The following is a 15,866-nucleotide window of genomic DNA, read 5'->3' as shown; positions in this document are numbered from 1 at the left end:
AAACATCTCTACAGTTCAGTACGAAAAAACAAAAGGAAAGAAATGCGGATTTAAAAATGAAGTTTAGTTAAAGTTAAAATCATAAAGTAGTAATTAAACAAAAAGCTGATTTTCAATTGAAAATCAGCTTTTTATGTTTTTAATAATTTATAATTTTAAATTAATAGTTGATAATTGGAAATTCTCACAGCTTTCTCACCCAAATATTTCTATAGCTGACCAAATCTCCATGGTCCTGTAGTTTGATCGGCATTTCAGCTGGATGGGCCTTGTAATTGGGAATTCCGATATATTCTGTAGGTCCTTTGATCTCCACATTATTCTGCACCAAAATCCCATTATGAACTACTGTTACCCTGGCCGGTGAAACCAACATGCCATCAGCATTGAATTTGGGAGCGGTAAAAAAGATGTCGTAAACATTCCATTCCCCAGGAGCTTTCATGGCATTCACCAAAGGTGGATGTTGTTTGTAAATACTGGCTGCCTGACCGTTAGAATAGGTTCTGCTTTCATAGGAATCCAAAACCTGAACCTCATAATGGGACATCAGGAAAATACCAGAGTTACCCCTGCCCTGTCCTTCTCCCTTGATCACTGTGGGGGCAGACCATTCTATATGAAGCTGCATGTCACCAAATGCCTGCTTTGTCCTGATATCACCTGTTCTTGGTGTTACGGTAAATGCACCATTCTCCACTTTCCATTCCGGAAAACCACCGGTTCGGTCACTGACAAAATTATTCAGGTTGTTTCCGTCAAACAAAACAATGGCATCAGAAGGTGGTAGGTTGTTCTGTGCCCCAGGTGTAACCTTTCTGATCACGGGTTCCCAAAATTCAGTTGCTTCCGGTGGGAGTTTAATGTCCTGTTGCTGTGCAATAAGTGGCAAGACTGCAAAAATTGCAGCAATGGTAAAGGCGCTTTTTAAAATGTTTTTCATAGGTTAAATTGGATTTGATTTCAAATCCCAAATTAAAGCAATTCCCTAGCTTTCAAAAGCCATTGGTGGATTTTCCTTTTTGAGAACCAGAGCATAGCTGTAATTTCCAAAAAAAATAGAAAAATGATTAAAAATACCTTATCCCTGCTTATGGCATGCCTATTTTTTCTCCAGGCCAATGCCCAAAAAGAATACTATTTTCCCGGGGAATCCTTTGATTCCCAAATTCCAAGCCCTGAATCATTTTTAGGTTATGAAATTGGCGAATGGCATACCCGATATGATAGATTGATTGCATATTTTGAGGAACTGGCGGAGGTTTCTGATATGGCAGAACTGCATACTATTGGTTATACCAACCAAAAGAGGCCCCTGGTAGTCTTGGTAATCAGCAATAGCAGCAATATTCAGAATCTTCAATCTATCAGAACCAATCATATAAAATTGGTTGATCCAAGCCAGCCTTTGCCGGATGTCTCCAATATGCCGGCAGTTATCAATCTGGCATACAGCGTCCATGGCAATGAACCTTCTGGTGGTGAAGCTTCCATTTTGACTGCCTATTGGTTACTTGCTTCCCAAAGTGACTTGGCCAAAGAAATCAGAGAAAATGCCGTTGTGTTGATTGATCCGGCCATCAATCCTGATGGAAGGGACAGGCATACGAATTGGGCAAATATGCATAAGGGATCTCCTCCTGTAGCGGATCCTTTGGACAGGGAACACAATGAAATCTGGCCTTCAGGAAGGGTAAACCATTACTGGTTTGACCTGAACAGGGATTGGCTGCCACTGGCCCAAGTAGAATTGCAAAATAAGATTGCCTGGTACCATACCTGGTATCCGAATGTGGTGGGAGATTTTCATGAAATGGGCACAAACAGTACTTATTTCTTTGAGCCTACCAAACCTTTTGGAAGTGAAAACCCAGTAGTTCCCCGAAAAAATTACGAAGATATCAACAGCAAATTTGCGGCTTATTTTGCCAAAGCCCTAGATGAGATAGGAAGCCTCTATTGGACAAAAGAAGTGTTTGATAACAGTTACCCAGGATATGGCTCCACCTATCCGGACATTCAGGGTGGTTTAGGATTGGTTTTCGAACAGGGTTCTTCCAGGGGTCATATTCAATCCTCGCAAAGAGGTGACATTACCTTTGCTTTTACCATCCGCAATCAATTGAAAACTTCCATCGCTACTATGGAAGCAGGCGTAAAGGAAAGGGAGTATATGCATCGGTACCTTAGAGAGTTTTTCCAAACTGCCCTGTCAGAGGCTAATCAGTCCAGAACAAAAGCATATGTGTTTGGGGATGAATACGATGAATCTAGGAACAGATTGTTCTTAAAGCTATTGTTAGACCATAGTATAAAAGTCGTTGAAAATGATAAAGATATAAGTATTGAAGGAAAAAATTTCAAAAAAGGAAAATCATGGATTGTTCCTACCTCACAACCACAGTACAGAATGGTACGGAGTATGTTTGAAAAGGTAACAGAATTTGCAGACTCAATCTTTTATGATGCATCTTCCTGGACCATGGCTTTGGCTTATGGAATGCCTTATGCCTCCCAAACTGCAATGGTAAATGGCAAAGAGGTAACAGCATTACCTGTCCAGGAACTTCATTTTCCAGTTGAAAATCAATATGTGGCTTACTTTGTAGATTGGACCGATTATTTTGCCCCAAAATTCCTGCATCATATTCTGGAAGCGGGGGTTCATGTAGAGGCCAATGCACTGCCCTTTACTTCCAATACTGATGTGGGATCCAAAGAATTTCCAGCAGGTTCATTGATCATACCCATGGCTTTCCAAAAACTATCTGCTTCTGAGTTAAGATCTGTTCTTCACAAAGCAGCTGAAGCCAGTGGGCAACATGTGTATGCAAGCACCACGGGGTTCAGTTTAAAAGGAATTGACCTGGGCAGCAACAATATCAGCGCTGTCCAAAAACCTAAAGTGCTGATGTTGGTCGGTCAAGGGACTTCTCAATATGAAGCTGGAGAAATATGGCACCTATTGGATACCAAAGTGGGCATGCCGATTTCCAAGGTAGACATTGGTTTAATTGGCAGGGTGAACTTATATGATTACAATACCCTGATATTAACCTCGGGTAATTATAATTCTATTGCCGGTCCGCAGCTCAACCACCTCAAGGATTGGTTGAACCGTGGTGGGACCATCATTTCCTTAAGAACCGCCAGTCAATGGTTACAGTCCCAAGAAATAGTCAAAGAGGAATACTTAAACACTGAAGCGTCAAAAGGGCCTGACTTTATACCTTTTGCTTCCAGAAGAGACTTTGAAGGTGCCCAGGCTGTCGGCGGAAGCATTTATCTAGCGACATTGGATAATACACATCCTCTGGGATTTGGGTACCGAAATCAGGAAATTCCTGTTTACAGGAACAGTACCATTTTCTTTAAACCTTCCAAAAATAAATACCAGACCCCTGTGCGGTATACGGCTAACCCACTTTTGGGAGGCTATATCTCCCCTGCTAACCTTGAAAAAGTAAAACAAAGTGCCAGTGTTCTGGTATCGCCTGTTGGTCAGGGAAGGGTGATTCACTTTATCGACAATCCTAATTTCAGGGGTACTTGGTTTGGGACAAACAAGATGTTCTTTAATGCCATTTTCTACGGGGATAGAATGTAGATAAAAAAGTAAGGAAAAAGAGCCAAGGCAAAAGTAAAAAGGTAAAAGTTCACCCTTTTACCTTTTTTTATTTCGGAAAATGAGTTGAAATAGGATTTGATTGGATGATAACTTATTCTTTAATTCAACGTTTAAAGAAAAAAGAAGTCACCATGAAAATATTTTTATACGCTATTCTTTTCTTGTTGGTATTGACTTCATGTGATAAACAAGAGGATAAGGGTCCAGAAATCGTAGTTAATGGTACATGGGAAATAATAGAAATTGTCTCCCCTTTGGAGGGAACAAGGCTGTTTAAAGATGAAATAGATTACACTGAAACTTATATTTTCTTAAATGGTGGTACTTTCTTAAAATTTAATTCCAAAACAGATGCCACTTTGTGGGGTACTTATAAAATAATTGAACCTAGTGAAATTCAGGTAAAAGAAATTCATGCTATAATCAGTTTGAATTTTGATTTATCCGAGTTAAGGTCAGCTGCCTCGCAATTTGAAGATGTAACTGATGAATTTTGTTGGACTTGTCCAAGCCTGGGATCCTTTGTTTACGGATGGGGCCCTACAGAAAGATTATTTCTTTACATAGATAACAGATTGTCCAATCCAGGTCCATGCTGTTTCAAGGATTTGCCAACTTATAATTACAGCAAGATAAATTAAACGGAAATATTTCAATTTTGACTTTTTATTTCCTCCTTTTGCCCTTCACCTATCATCTTTTGCCTTATACCTTATCTAAATTCCCGAATCTTTATAAAAAATCACCAAATTTGTAGCAAATTCAAATCCGGTGTCAAAGTCATCAATCCTTCTTTTAATCCCTCCGTTTACTCAGCTCAATACCCCCTATCCTGCAACAGCTTATATCAAAGGATATTTGAACACATTGGAAAGGAAGTCCTTTCAGTCTGATCTAGGCATCAAGGTTATCTTGAGGATTTTCTCAAAAGAGGGTTTAAAAAAAGTATTTGACACAATTAATCAAGCTGGAAAAGGCCATCTATCTCAAAATAGTCAGAGGATTTTTAAACTTAGGGAGGAATACTTGAACACCATAGATCCGGTTATCAGGTTCCTTCAGTTTGACAACCCTACCCTAGCCTACACGATCTGTGATGGGGATTTTCTCCCACAAGCTTCCCGTTTTGATCAGCTTGACGATCTGGAATGGGCATTTGGAACTATGGGGATTCAGGATAAGGCAAGGCATTTGGCCACCTTGTACCTGGAAGACCTAGGAGACTTGATACAGGAAGCCTTGGATCCTCATTTCGGTTTTAGTCGGTATGCAGAGCGGCTGGGAAGGTCAGCCACTTCATTTGATCCCTTATATGAGTCATTGGAAGGAGATTTATCCTTTACCGATCATTTTTTGTTGGAAGAACTTGAGAAGGAAATACAATTGAGTCAACCTTACCTGGTCTGTATTTCCACTCCTTTTCCCGGAAACCTTTATGGAGCCCTACGCTGCGGGGATTATATCAAAAAAAATCATCCTCATATCAAAGTGGCCATGGGTGGGGGATATCCCAATACAGAGCTTAGATCTTTAAATGAACCGAGAGTATTTAAATATTTGGATTTCATTACTTTAGATGATGGAGAAAGGCCTTTGACCTGTTTGTTGGAATTCCTGGATGGGAAAAGACCAATAGATTCCATAAAAAGGACATTTTCCTTGATTGATGGCAAGGTGAAATATCTGAATGGATCAAAAGAATCCGATATTCCTTTCAGTAAAATAGGCACACCTGATTATTCAGGATTGCCGATTCACCAATACCTTTCTGTGATTGAAATTGCCAATCCCATGCACCGTCTATGGTCAGATGGCCGATGGAACAAACTGACTATGGCCCATGGCTGCTATTGGAAAAAGTGTTCCTTCTGTGACATTACGCTGGATTATATCAAGAATTATGAACCCATCAGCGCTTCCTTGATTTGTGACAGAATGGAAGAATTAATTGCCCAAACAGGTGAAACAGGCTTTCACTTTGTCGATGAAGCAGCCCCTCCTGCCCTCATGAGGGAGGTAGCATTGGAGATTCTGAAAAGGAAACTGAAGGTCACCTGGTGGACCAATATCCGGTTTGAGGAGAGATTCACCTTTGACCTATGCCGATTGTTAAAGGCATCCGGCTGTATTGCTGTTTCAGGAGGATTAGAAGTAGCTTCTGACCGCTTGCTTTATATGATGAAAAAGGGAGTGACCGTATCCCAGGTTGCCCGGGTGGCGAGAAATTTTACCGAATCAGGCATTATGGTCCATGCTTATTTGATGTATGGTTTTCCAACGCAGACTGCACAGGAAACCATAGACAGCCTGGAAATGGTCAGGCAATTGTTTATGAACAATGTGCTGCAATCCGGTTTTTGGCATCTATTTGCCATGACTTCCCATGCTCCTATCGGTATTGATCCTGCTGCGTTCAAAGTAATAAAGACCGGCCCTGAAAAAGGATTGTTTGCAGACAATGACCTGAGTCATGAGGATCCTTTGGGAGCTGACCATGAAAAGTTCAGCGATGGCCTTAAAAAAGCGCTGTTTAATTATATGCATGGGATTTGTTTTGATTATAACCTTCAGGAATGGTTTAATTTTAAAGTTCCGGCCACAAGCATTCCCCCTAATTTTATCTATAAAGCGCTTCTAGAGAATCCAAAATCTGTTTTGAAGCCATCCACCAAAGTGGTTTGGTTAGGAAATTCACCTGAGTTGGTCCAATATTCCTATATGAAAAAAGGAAAAAAGATTTCCGCTTCAAAATTGGTCTTCGAGAATAAAATCCATAAAACTGAAATCAAAGTGAATCCTTTGGAAGGAAATTGGTTGCTCAAGATCATGGATCAACTTATACCCCAAAATGGACAAAAAGAAATTACTTTGGAATCCCTAAAGGAAAATTATCAGGATGCAGGTTTATCGGATTTTGAAAAATTCATGCAATCTCCTACCTGGACAAATTTGGTCGAAGAAGGTTTGGTTTTGGTTTAGCACAAGGAATGTATTAGGTTTTCTGCCCTTTCGGACCTATACTGGGATAGTACAACAAAAACTAATTCATAATTCGGGTTAAAAATGAAAAACCCAGCCTAAAAGACTGGGTTTTCACTCACTTTAACCACTAACAACCATAAAACAAATTCATCATGCTAATTGCAATCCGAACGATGAAAAACATCAATTTGTTGTAGTCGATACGGGAATCGAACCCGTGTTTTATCCGTGAAAGGGATACGTCCTAACCCCTAGACGAATCGACCATTATTTCAAAAAGAAAACACTGAAAGTTTTTCAGTGTTTCAGTAGTCGATACGGGAATCGAACCCGTGTTTCATCCGTGAAAGGGATGCGTCCTAACCCCTAGACGAATCGACCATTTTTGGTTTGGGGAAGCCGTTTTTAAACGGTGATGCAAATATAGAGGGTTAATTCTACAATGCAAAACATGACCAAAAAATATTTGGTTTAACTTTTCAAAAGTCTGAAAATTAGTGGAGAAATATTTTTAGCCTTTGGGGGACAAATTAGTAATTTCGCTTTCCATTTGAAGTAAGGACCAAATATGAAAAATAAGCGCGTGGCTATTAATGGCTGTGGAAGGATCGGGAGATTGACTATCAAACTGCTCTTGGAACAGGAAGGCATTGATCTGGTGGCAGTAAATGACCTTACTGACCCACAAACACTTGCCTATTTGATACAATATGATTCCGTTCACGGGAAATATCCATTTCCGGTCAAGGTGGTAGAGGGAGATATTTGGATCAAAGGCAAAAAAATTAAAATTTTTGCAGAAAAGGATCCTCAGTTGATCCCCTGGCGTGATTTGGATATTGATATTGTGCTGGAATCCACAGGAAGATTTACGGAAAGAAAACAGGCAGAAGGACATTTGAAGGCCGGTGCCAAAAAAGTCATCATCACTGCACCTGCCAAGGATGACCATGTTCCCACCATTGTACTGGGAGTTAATGAACATATTTTAAAAGGTGATGAGGACATCATTTCAAATGCTTCCTGTACTACGAATTGTTTGGCCCCAATGGTGAAGGTATTGGAGGATAATTTTGGTATTGAAAAAGGGTTTGTGTCAACAGTACATTCCTATACCAATGATCAAAACCTGCATGATGCTCCCCATAGGGATTTGAGAAGGGCAAGGGCAGCTGCCTATTCCATAATACCTACTACCACCCATGCTGCAAAAGCTATGGAAATTGTTTTGCCTCATCTGAAAGGGAAAATCGAAGCTTCTGCTATGCGTGTACCTGTTCCGGATGGCTCGCTAACTGATTTGATCGTGGAACTGAAAAGGGAAACTACCACAGAGGAAATTAATCAGGTATTTAAAGAAAGCGCCAGGAAGGAAATGAAGGGAATCATGGAATATACAGAAGATCCGATAGTTTCGATTGATATTATTGGCAACCCTCATTCCTGTATTTTTGATGCAGGATTAACTTCTGCAAAGGGCAATCTGGTAAAAATTGTTGGCTGGTATGACAATGAAGCAGGTTACTCCAATAGGTTGGTAGACCTTGTCAAAAAATTATAAATTATACCTAAGTCTGCTTTTAAGCTACTAAACAAATTATACGGTAGGTTTTTTGTGTCAGGTATTTATTGATATTGGATATTAATAGATATTTTCAGAAAAAATGAACTATAATTCATTCCGAATTTCCTTATTGGTTGGATTGCGAAAATGATATAAATTATTATTCCCCTGGTTTTGGTACATGGGGTTCAACATAATCTATGACTTCCTGAACCACATCCAGGAACCGGTCCAAATGTTGTAAAAATTCCGGGCCAAAGCCTTTTTCCTCAATTAATTCTTTCCCTTCATTCAAAAGCTCATTGAGTTCATTGATTTCAAATAAGGCAAGTGATGGTTTTACTTTATGCCGGATTTCCTGTATGGTATCTTCATTTTCCAGTGATGCCCCTTGTATATAGACATCCCGTAATTCCACTAAAGAATTAAAAATCGCTGATACCAACTCTGCCTTAAAATCGGCATCGCCATCAGTCATTTCATCAATCTTATCAAAATTTACAGGTGGTGTATTTTGCATGCTCAAAATTTGTAAACGGCATTCCTTCCAGCCAGATATCCGGTACTCCAAGCAGCCTGAAAATTAAAACCACCTGTGATCCCATCAATATTTAAAACCTCACCGGCAAAAAACAAACCATTGACCAGTTTGCTTTGCATGGTTTCAGGATCAACTTCATCCAAATCAACACCACCAGCTGTTACAAATTCTTCTTTGAAAGTAGTCTTTCCTTCCACGGTGACAATATAGCAAAAAAGATTCTGAACTAGTTTATTCAACTGTTTTTTTGCTATGTTTTGCCAAATACTTTCTTCAGAAATTTCAGAATTTTCTGTCAGGTGTTCCCATAAGCGTGCAGGCAGTCCGAACAAAGAATTAGTACTGATCTTTTTCTTTGGATGCTGATTCTTGAAATTTAATAGATTCTGAAGAATGAAATCTTCCGTCCAATCTGAATTCCACCTGATATGGGCTTTTGTTTTGTATTTGTGCTCATGCAACCATTGGGCTCCAAAAGCAGACAGTTTGAGGACAGCTGGTCCACTGAGTCCCCAATGGGTAATCAAAAGTGGACCTTGATAGGCCAATTTGGTTCCTTCTAATCTTACATATGCTTCAGGAACCGATATTCCCATCAATTTCCTTATTGGTTCATGTGGCGTATTGAAAGTAAAGAGGGAAGGAATGGGAGGTACAATCGTATGTCCTAATCCATGGATAAAGTTGAAACCTTCCATTTTTGGATTTCCTCCTGAACAAATAATCAATCGGTCAAAATCAATCTTTCTATCCTTGGAGAATATGATGAACCTATCTCCTGCTTTTTCAATCTTGTCAACTGAAAAATTTAACTGAATTTTAACATTCAGCCGAATTGCTTCTTTTTGCAAAGCATTAATAATGCTTTGGGAATTGTCACTTACGGGAAAGATCCTGCCATCTTCTTCTACCTTCAAAGGAACATTTCTGGATTCAAACCAGTCAATGGTATCTTTAACGGAGAAGTGTGTAAATACCTTTTTGAGGAACTTCTCCCCTCTCGGATAGTTTTTGACAAGTTTTGAATTCTCAAAAGCAGCGTGGGTTACATTGCACCTTCCCCCTCCTGAAATTTTCACCTTGGCAAGTGGTTTTGAAGTTTTCTCAAGGATGGTCACATCAACATTTTCCTTAGCCGCCAGAATGGCTGAAAAATAACCGGCTGCTCCTGCCCCAATTACCCCAACTTTGATTTTTTTCACTGGAATTACCTTTTCTTTCCAGAGACAGATCCCAAAATTCCCCTTGTCAATTCCCTGAAAATAGTCCTTCCAATCTGCCTGACCATCGTGTTTTTAGTCAGATCTTCTATCAATGAAGTTTCCTTAGGTGGCCTACCAGCACTTCTTCTCTGTGTATTGGAAGCTTGGGTACTCTGTTGGGCTGCAGCCTGCTCAGCTTTGGTGATTTTCTCATCCAATATTTCAAAGGCACTTTTTCTGTCTATAGCGGTATTATACTTTTTAACCAGATAGGATTTACTTACCAGTGATTCGATTTCTTCCGGGGTAAGAATATTCATCCGGGTTATGGGCGACCTCAATAAGGTATGGGCCAATGGAGTTGGAATACCTTTTTCATTCAGTGCAGTCACCAAAGCTTCCCCAATACCCATAGAAGTAAGCACTTCAGAAGTATTATAAAACGTAGAAATGGGGTAATTCTCAGCCGTCTTTTTTATTGCAGCCCTATCTTTTGCAGTAAAAGCCCTTAAGGCATGTTGGATTTTTAAGCCCAATTGGCCTAAAACCTTTTCCGGAACATCTGTTGGTGTTTGGGTGCAAAAATACACCCCTACCCCTTTGGAACGTATCAATTTTACAATTGACTCTATTCTGTCAATCAGATCCTTAGATGCATTGGAAAAAACCAAATGGGCCTCATCTATAAAAAGACAAAGTTTAGGTTTATCCGAATCTCCCTGCTCAGGGAAAGTTTCATAAACTTCAGACAATAAAGACAACATAAATGTCGAAAAGAGTTTAGGCCTGTTTTGAATATCAGTCAACCTGATGATCGAAATAACACCTTTGCCATCTATGGTCCTGACAAAATCATCTACTTCAAAGGAAAGTTCTCCAAAAAATTCCTCGGCTCCCTGTTGCTCCAATTCTATGATTTTCCTCATAATGGTATTGACCGTAGCAGGAGATACAGCCCCAAATTCCTTGGTAATTTCCTCTTTACCTTCATTCATGATGTATTGAAGAACTTTTTTCAGGTCTTTGAGATCCAACAAGGGTAAATGATGGGTATCACAATACCTGAATACCAAAGCAATCACTCCCCGTTGGGTATCATTCAGTTCCAAAATCTGTGAAATCAATACCGGCCCAAATTCTGACACAGTAGATTTTAACTTCACCCCTTTTTCATTGCTTATTGACATCAGTTCCACCGGAAGACCCATTGGCGTATATTCAATCCCTGCCAGGTCAGACCTTCTTTCAATATGGCTGTTCAAAGTTCCGGGTTGGGCAATTCCGGATAAATCCCCTTTGAGATCCATCAATACAGATGGAATCCCATGAAGGGATAATTGCTCGGCAAGTACCTGTAAAGTAACGGTTTTCCCTGTACCGGTTGCTCCAGCGATCAGTCCATGTCTATTAAGTGTTTTTAATGGGATTTTAATTTGGGCATGCTTGACAGGTTCCTGGTCAAGCATGCCTGTTCCTAAAATTATAGAATCACCTTTGAAAGTATATCCCAGGTCAATATGTGATTTGAATTCTTCTACTTTGGACATAACAAAAATTATTGTGGAATTTGAATTGGTACACAAAATAATAAAACATATTCAGTCCAAAGAATTAAATCCATTTTTAGATTCAAGAATTTTCGCATTATCTTCAATAAATTAATTCTCCCGGACATGTTTAAAAATCATCTCTTACCGGTTTTCTTTTCCCTAGCCTTCTTTGCTTGCAGCAGCCAGGGTTTTGAAAATCTGACTTCAATAGAACCTGTGAAACTTACACTTGAAGAAGCCAACCGATTGGCTGCCTTGCCCCTCCATTGTATGCAAGTGGAATATCCCAATAAATTAAACCAAACCTTGGAAAATGAAGCTTATTTAAAGGGTCCAAAAGAACTGCATCCGGCATTTTATGGTTGTTTTGACTGGCATTCAAGTGTGCATGGGCATTGGATGTTGGTCAGCTTGTTAAGGCAATTTCCGGATCTGGTCAAGAAGGAAGAAATAAAAAAGAAGCTATTGGAGAACATAAGCAAGGAAAATATTGAAGCAGAAGTAGCCTATTTTCTCAGTCCTCAGGAAAGTAGTTTTGAAAGGACCTATGGTTGGGCATGGGTTTTAAAACTGGCAGAGGAATTACATCTTTGGGATGATCCCTTTGCCAAAGAACTTGAAAGTAACCTTCAGCCTTTAACAGATCTGATGATAGAAAAATACCTGGATTTTCTCCCCAAACTGATCTATCCCATCCGTGTGGGGGAGCATTCCAATATTGCCTTCGGACTGACATTTGCCTATGATTATGCCAAAACCCTGAACCATATCGCTTTGGAAGAGACCATCAGAACGAGGGCCATTGACTGGTTTCAACAAGATGCAAATTGTCCTATGTCCTGGGAACCTAGCGGTTTTGATTTTTTATCACCCTGTTTTCAGGAATTGGATATTATGCGAAAGGTTTTGCCAAGGGATACATTTAAAGATTGGGTTAATCAATTTTTGCCAGATTTGGCTTCAAAGGACTTTACTCTTGAACCTGGAAAAGTGAGTGATCGAACCGATGGGAAATTGGTGCATCTCGATGGCCTGAATTTCAGCAGGGCTTGGGTTTTATATGGTTTGGCCAAAGATTTTCCTACAGAATACGGGCACCTGGTTGAAAATGCAAATGAGCATATCTTATATTCTTTACCATCTATAGTGGATGATAATTATGAGGGAACCCATTGGTTAGGCTCATTTGCTGTTTATGCCCTTCAGCAGGCTCCATGAAAAGAGGCTTGTCTAAATATTTTGGTCCTGGACCACTCATTGCAGCAGCTTTCATAGGTCCTGGGACGGTTACAGTTTGCACCCTAGCTGGGGTGAATTTTGGTTATGATTTGCTCTGGGCTTTGGTTCTTTCCATCATCACTACGATTATCCTTCAGGAATCCGCTGCAAGAATTGGTTTGGTCACCCAAGTTGGCCTGGCTGCAAATATTTCCAAGACAATTAGAACAGCAGGAATGAGATATTTTTCCATTACTCTGGTACTTTTGGCAATTGTATTGGGAAACGCCGCCTATGAGGCAGGCAATATCAGTGGAGGATCACTGGGAGCAGAATTATTTTTTGAATTAGGTTCAATTAGTTTTTTCAAACTGGAAATCAACCTGATGAATTTCTTAATTGGATGCATTGCTCTGTTTTTGCTTTTTAGTGGTAGTTATAAACTGATTACCAAAATTTTAACCTTATTGGTGATCCTGATGAGTTTGGCATTTTTGCTTGGGGCCTTAATGGTCAAACCCATGCTATTGGATTTGTTAAAAGGGATGGTTCCAAGGATAAAAACCGAGAACATCATTACCATTGTGGCTTTGATCGGTACGACTGTTGTTCCTTATAATCTTTTTTTGCATTCCAGTTTGGTCTCCGAAAAATGGAAAAGCATTCAGGACCTGAAATTTGTAAGATTTGATACGATGCTTTCAGTTATTTTAGGAGGTATTGTTTCCATGGCGATTGTAATTACGGGAGCGGCAGGTTCAGCAATGGAAGTAAGCAATGCCACCGATTTAGCCAAAGGACTGGAGCCTTTACTGGGTTCAGTTGCCAAGTATTTTTTAGCGTTTGGACTTTTTGCTGCAGGGATAACCTCAGCGGTCACCGCACCTTTAGCAGGTTCTTTGGTTGTAACAGGTTGTTTCGGATGGTCCTCCAAGATTAATGGGAAACCAATGAAATGGAGTATTGGACTTATTTTGGGGCTTGGATTGATGTTCTCTTCATTGGGAATTAAGCCTGTACAGCTCATTACCATCGCCCAATTGGCCAATGGAATCCTATTGCCCTTACTTTCCGGATATGTAATCTGGTTGGTCAATAAGAAATCCCTGATGGGTGAATTTCAAAACTCTTGGTTTCTAAACCTGCTGAGTGTAATTGTTTGGCTGATTACATTATTATTAGGAGCTCTGAGTGTCATGAAGGTTTTTGATCTTTTATAAATGATAATTTTTTTAAATAATCTTATTATTTTTAGAAACATTTAAATAAAATCTTATGAAAAAGCTACTAATTCTTGCTGCATTTGTTTTTGGAGCGTTCTTTTCCCAGGAGGTTAAAGCCCAAATACCGAGTATTCCCAAAATCGATTTACCTACACAGGTTCTTGGTGCCCTGAATACCTTTGAGGGATTAGGGCTTTCCTCCGATCAGGAAAGTAAGCTAAAAGCCAATAACCAAAGTTTTACCGATGACATTTTTAAAGTGTTAAACAGTTCCGCAACTGATGCGGTAAAGAAAAACCAATTCTTGGACCTTAAAAATACCAGACAAAATTTTTTGATGGGATTATTGGGACAACAGTTATTAGGAAAATATAACACCAATATTTCAAATCTCATCAAGCCATTTAAAAAACAGCTTGGACTTGCTGCCCTTGCATTTTAGATAGACTTGCAAGACATTTTTTACATTGCATTAATAAGCCAAGGAAATTTTAATTAATTTTCCTTGGCTTTATTATTAGGACAACTACATGAAAAAACGACTTCTTCCTTTATTCATTTTTTTGTTTACCGCCTGTGCAGAAAAAGGATTTGATGCCCAAATCTGGTTAACCGATCCATCAGGCGAAATCTTATTCCAGGAACAGGAAAAAATAAGTTTTGTAAAAAAGACTTTTTCAGGGCCTGTGATAGAAATCAATCCTGATATGAGGTATCAGGAAATGGATGGCTTTGGATTTACCTTGACTCAAGGTTCTGCCAAACATTTATTGGGAATGACTGCAGAATCGAGAGCTGATTTGTTACAGGAACTGTTTGGTGATAGGGAAAAAGACATTAGGATCAATTATTTAAGGTTGTCCATTGCCGCATCAGATCTCAACGATACTGTATTTTCCTACCATGATCTTCAGGAAGGAGAAGAAGATCCTGATTTAACGAAATTTGATCTGGGTCCTGATAGACAAGATGTTATTCCTGTTTTGAAAGAAATCATGGCCATCAATCCTGATATCAAACTGATGGGGTCTCCCTGGTCTCCACCTGCCTGGATGAAGGACAATAAGGATACCAGAGGTGGTAAGTTATTGCCACAAAACTATGATGCCTACGCCCTATATTTTGTGAAATATATACAGCAAATGGCCGAAGAAGGCTTTGAGATTGATGCTGTCACGGTCCAAAATGAACCCTTACATCCCGGAAACAATCCAAGTTTACTGATGCTTCCGGAAGAACAGGCGGATTTTATCAAGAATCACTTGGGGCCTAAATTCGAAGAGTTTGGAATCAAGACCAAGATCATCATTTATGACCATAATGCGGATAGGCCGGATTATCCGATCAGTATTTTGGATGATCCCGAATCAAAGAAATATATAGATGGGTCGGCCTTCCATCTGTATGGAGGGAATATTGAAGCCCTTTCAGAAGTACACAGAGCCCATCCGGACAAAAACCTGTATTTTACAGAACAATGGATAGGTTCTCCCGGTGATCTTTCCGGTGATCTGGCCTGGCATACCAAGAACCTTATCATCGGCGCCAGTAGAAACTGGGCCAAAACCGTACTGGAATGGAATTTAAGTTCGGCTCCTGATTTGAAACCTTTCACGGACCGTGGAGGCTGTAGTCTTTGTCTGGGAGCTGTAACTATAAAAATCAATTCGGTTTACAGAAATCCTGCATACTACATCGTAGCCCATGCCTCCAAATTTGTGGATGCGGGTTCTCTAAGGATTGAAACCAATGAACCTGAAGGATTGGCCAATGTGGCGTTTCTCAGGCCTGATGGTAAAATTGTGCTTATCGTATTGAATGAGGGTAAAGGAGCCAAAGAGTTTTCGCTTAAACATGGGGATAAATTTGGGGAGTATACACTCAATCAAGGCGCTGTGGCTACTTTTGTTTTATTAATTTGAGTCATTAAAATTGGTTTTGACAGACAGGGAATGGCA

At 39.7% G+C, this 15,866-nt stretch carries 12 protein-coding genes and 2 tRNA genes; 8 read left to right on the top strand and 6 right to left on the bottom strand.

Annotated elements, in window-relative coordinates; translation table 11 throughout:
• Nucleotides 1–184: 184 nt before the first annotated feature.
• Nucleotides 185–943 carry a 3-keto-disaccharide hydrolase gene (locus tag ACFSKV_RS06415; protein WP_380801100.1) on the bottom strand — a complete coding sequence of 253 codons (759 nt, stop codon included), beginning with the start codon at nucleotides 941–943 and terminating at the stop codon, nucleotides 185–187.
• A gap of 123 nt (nucleotides 944–1,066) precedes the next feature.
• On the opposite strand from ACFSKV_RS06415, the gene ACFSKV_RS06410 reads away from it, so the two are divergent.
• From ACFSKV_RS06410 to ACFSKV_RS06400, 3 genes are all read left to right on the top strand, one after another.
• Nucleotides 1,067–3,607, top strand: coding sequence for a M14 family zinc carboxypeptidase (locus ACFSKV_RS06410; RefSeq protein ID WP_380801099.1), 2,541 nt, complete (start codon nucleotides 1,067–1,069; stop codon nucleotides 3,605–3,607).
• A 152-nt stretch (nucleotides 3,608–3,759) separates the two neighbouring features.
• Nucleotides 3,760–4,269: a hypothetical protein gene (locus ACFSKV_RS06405; protein ID WP_380801097.1), complete on the top strand. Its 510-nt coding sequence runs from the start codon at nucleotides 3,760–3,762 to the stop codon at nucleotides 4,267–4,269.
• 130 nt (nucleotides 4,270–4,399) lie between these two features.
• A complete protein-coding gene (locus tag ACFSKV_RS06400) occupies nucleotides 4,400–6,607 on the top strand; it encodes a B12-binding domain-containing radical SAM protein (RefSeq protein ID WP_380801096.1) in 2,208 nt (735 codons plus the stop codon).
• A 197-nt stretch (nucleotides 6,608–6,804) separates the two neighbouring features.
• Here ACFSKV_RS06400 and ACFSKV_RS06395 read toward each other — a convergent pair.
• Both ACFSKV_RS06395 and ACFSKV_RS06390 read right to left on the bottom strand, forming a co-directional pair.
• A tRNA-Glu gene (locus tag ACFSKV_RS06395) sits at nucleotides 6,805–6,876 on the bottom strand.
• Between the two features lie 43 nt (nucleotides 6,877–6,919).
• Nucleotides 6,920–6,991 (bottom strand) — tRNA-Glu (locus ACFSKV_RS06390).
• Between the two features lie 187 nt (nucleotides 6,992–7,178).
• On the opposite strand from ACFSKV_RS06390, the gene gap reads away from it, so the two are divergent.
• The gene (gene gap, locus ACFSKV_RS06385) at nucleotides 7,179–8,171 is read left to right on the top strand and encodes a type I glyceraldehyde-3-phosphate dehydrogenase (RefSeq protein ID WP_380801095.1); all 993 of its coding nucleotides are present in this window, start codon (nucleotides 7,179–7,181) and stop codon (nucleotides 8,169–8,171) included.
• 163 nt (nucleotides 8,172–8,334) lie between these two features.
• On the opposite strand, the gene ACFSKV_RS06380 is transcribed toward gap, so the two are convergent.
• The 3 genes from ACFSKV_RS06380 to ACFSKV_RS06370 are packed head-to-tail and all read right to left on the bottom strand — an operon-like array spanning nucleotide 8,335 to nucleotide 11,464.
• The gene (locus ACFSKV_RS06380) at nucleotides 8,335–8,694 is read right to left on the bottom strand and encodes a hypothetical protein (protein ID WP_380801094.1); all 360 of its coding nucleotides are present in this window, start codon (nucleotides 8,692–8,694) and stop codon (nucleotides 8,335–8,337) included.
• A 2-nt stretch (nucleotides 8,695–8,696) separates the two neighbouring features.
• Nucleotides 8,697–9,908, bottom strand: a complete 1,212-nt coding sequence (locus ACFSKV_RS06375) for a BaiN/RdsA family NAD(P)/FAD-dependent oxidoreductase (RefSeq protein WP_380801381.1) — start codon at nucleotides 9,906–9,908, stop codon at nucleotides 8,697–8,699.
• 14 nt (nucleotides 9,909–9,922) lie between these two features.
• On the bottom strand, nucleotides 9,923–11,464 hold the full coding sequence (locus ACFSKV_RS06370) for a helicase HerA-like domain-containing protein (RefSeq protein WP_380801093.1): 1,542 nt from the start codon (nucleotides 11,462–11,464) through the stop codon (nucleotides 9,923–9,925).
• Between the two features lie 126 nt (nucleotides 11,465–11,590).
• On the opposite strand from ACFSKV_RS06370, the gene ACFSKV_RS06365 reads away from it, so the two are divergent.
• The 4 genes from ACFSKV_RS06365 (at nucleotide 11,591) to ACFSKV_RS06350 (ending at nucleotide 15,830) form a co-directional block, all read left to right on the top strand.
• Nucleotides 11,591–12,685, top strand: a complete 1,095-nt coding sequence (locus tag ACFSKV_RS06365; RefSeq protein WP_380801092.1) for a DUF2891 domain-containing protein — start codon at nucleotides 11,591–11,593, stop codon at nucleotides 12,683–12,685.
• The gene (locus ACFSKV_RS06360) at nucleotides 12,682–13,905 is read left to right on the top strand and encodes an Nramp family divalent metal transporter (protein WP_380801090.1); all 1,224 of its coding nucleotides are present in this window, start codon (nucleotides 12,682–12,684) and stop codon (nucleotides 13,903–13,905) included. Before ACFSKV_RS06365 ends, ACFSKV_RS06360 begins: the two co-directional genes overlap by 4 nt.
• 55 nt (nucleotides 13,906–13,960) lie before the next feature.
• Complete coding sequence (locus ACFSKV_RS06355) at nucleotides 13,961–14,350, top strand: hypothetical protein (protein ID WP_380801088.1); 390 nt, start codon at nucleotides 13,961–13,963, stop codon at nucleotides 14,348–14,350.
• Nucleotides 14,351–14,438: 88 nt separating this feature from the next.
• A complete protein-coding gene (locus ACFSKV_RS06350) occupies nucleotides 14,439–15,830 on the top strand; it encodes a glycoside hydrolase family 30 protein (RefSeq protein ID WP_380801087.1) in 1,392 nt (463 codons plus the stop codon).
• Nucleotides 15,831–15,866 lie beyond the last annotated feature (36 nt).

The organism is Shivajiella indica, assembly GCF_042683085.1.
Taxonomy (GTDB): Bacteria; Bacteroidota; Bacteroidia; order Cytophagales; family Cyclobacteriaceae; genus Shivajiella; species Shivajiella indica.
The sequence above is the reverse complement of the archived record's forward strand: the minus strand, read 5'-3'. Positions and strand labels throughout refer to the sequence as shown.

Coding starts and splice junctions, on each gene's coding strand:
- ACFSKV_RS06415 (WP_380801100.1), bottom strand. CDS start 943: ATGAAAAACATTTTAAAAAGCGCCTTTACCATTGCTGCAATTTTTGCA.
- ACFSKV_RS06410 (WP_380801099.1), top strand. CDS start 1,067: ATGATTAAAAATACCTTATCCCTGCTTATGGCATGCCTATTTTTTCTC.
- ACFSKV_RS06405 (WP_380801097.1), top strand. CDS start 3,760: ATGAAAATATTTTTATACGCTATTCTTTTCTTGTTGGTATTGACTTCA.
- gap (WP_380801095.1), top strand. CDS start 7,179: ATGAAAAATAAGCGCGTGGCTATTAATGGCTGTGGAAGGATCGGGAGA.
- ACFSKV_RS06380 (WP_380801094.1), bottom strand. CDS start 8,694: ATGCAAAATACACCACCTGTAAATTTTGATAAGATTGATGAAATGACT.
- ACFSKV_RS06370 (WP_380801093.1), bottom strand. CDS start 11,464: ATGTCCAAAGTAGAAGAATTCAAATCACATATTGACCTGGGATATACT.
- ACFSKV_RS06365 (WP_380801092.1), top strand. CDS start 11,591: ATGTTTAAAAATCATCTCTTACCGGTTTTCTTTTCCCTAGCCTTCTTT.
- ACFSKV_RS06360 (WP_380801090.1), top strand. CDS start 12,682: ATGAAAAGAGGCTTGTCTAAATATTTTGGTCCTGGACCACTCATTGCA.
- ACFSKV_RS06355 (WP_380801088.1), top strand. CDS start 13,961: ATGAAAAAGCTACTAATTCTTGCTGCATTTGTTTTTGGAGCGTTCTTT.
- ACFSKV_RS06350 (WP_380801087.1), top strand. CDS start 14,439: ATGAAAAAACGACTTCTTCCTTTATTCATTTTTTTGTTTACCGCCTGT.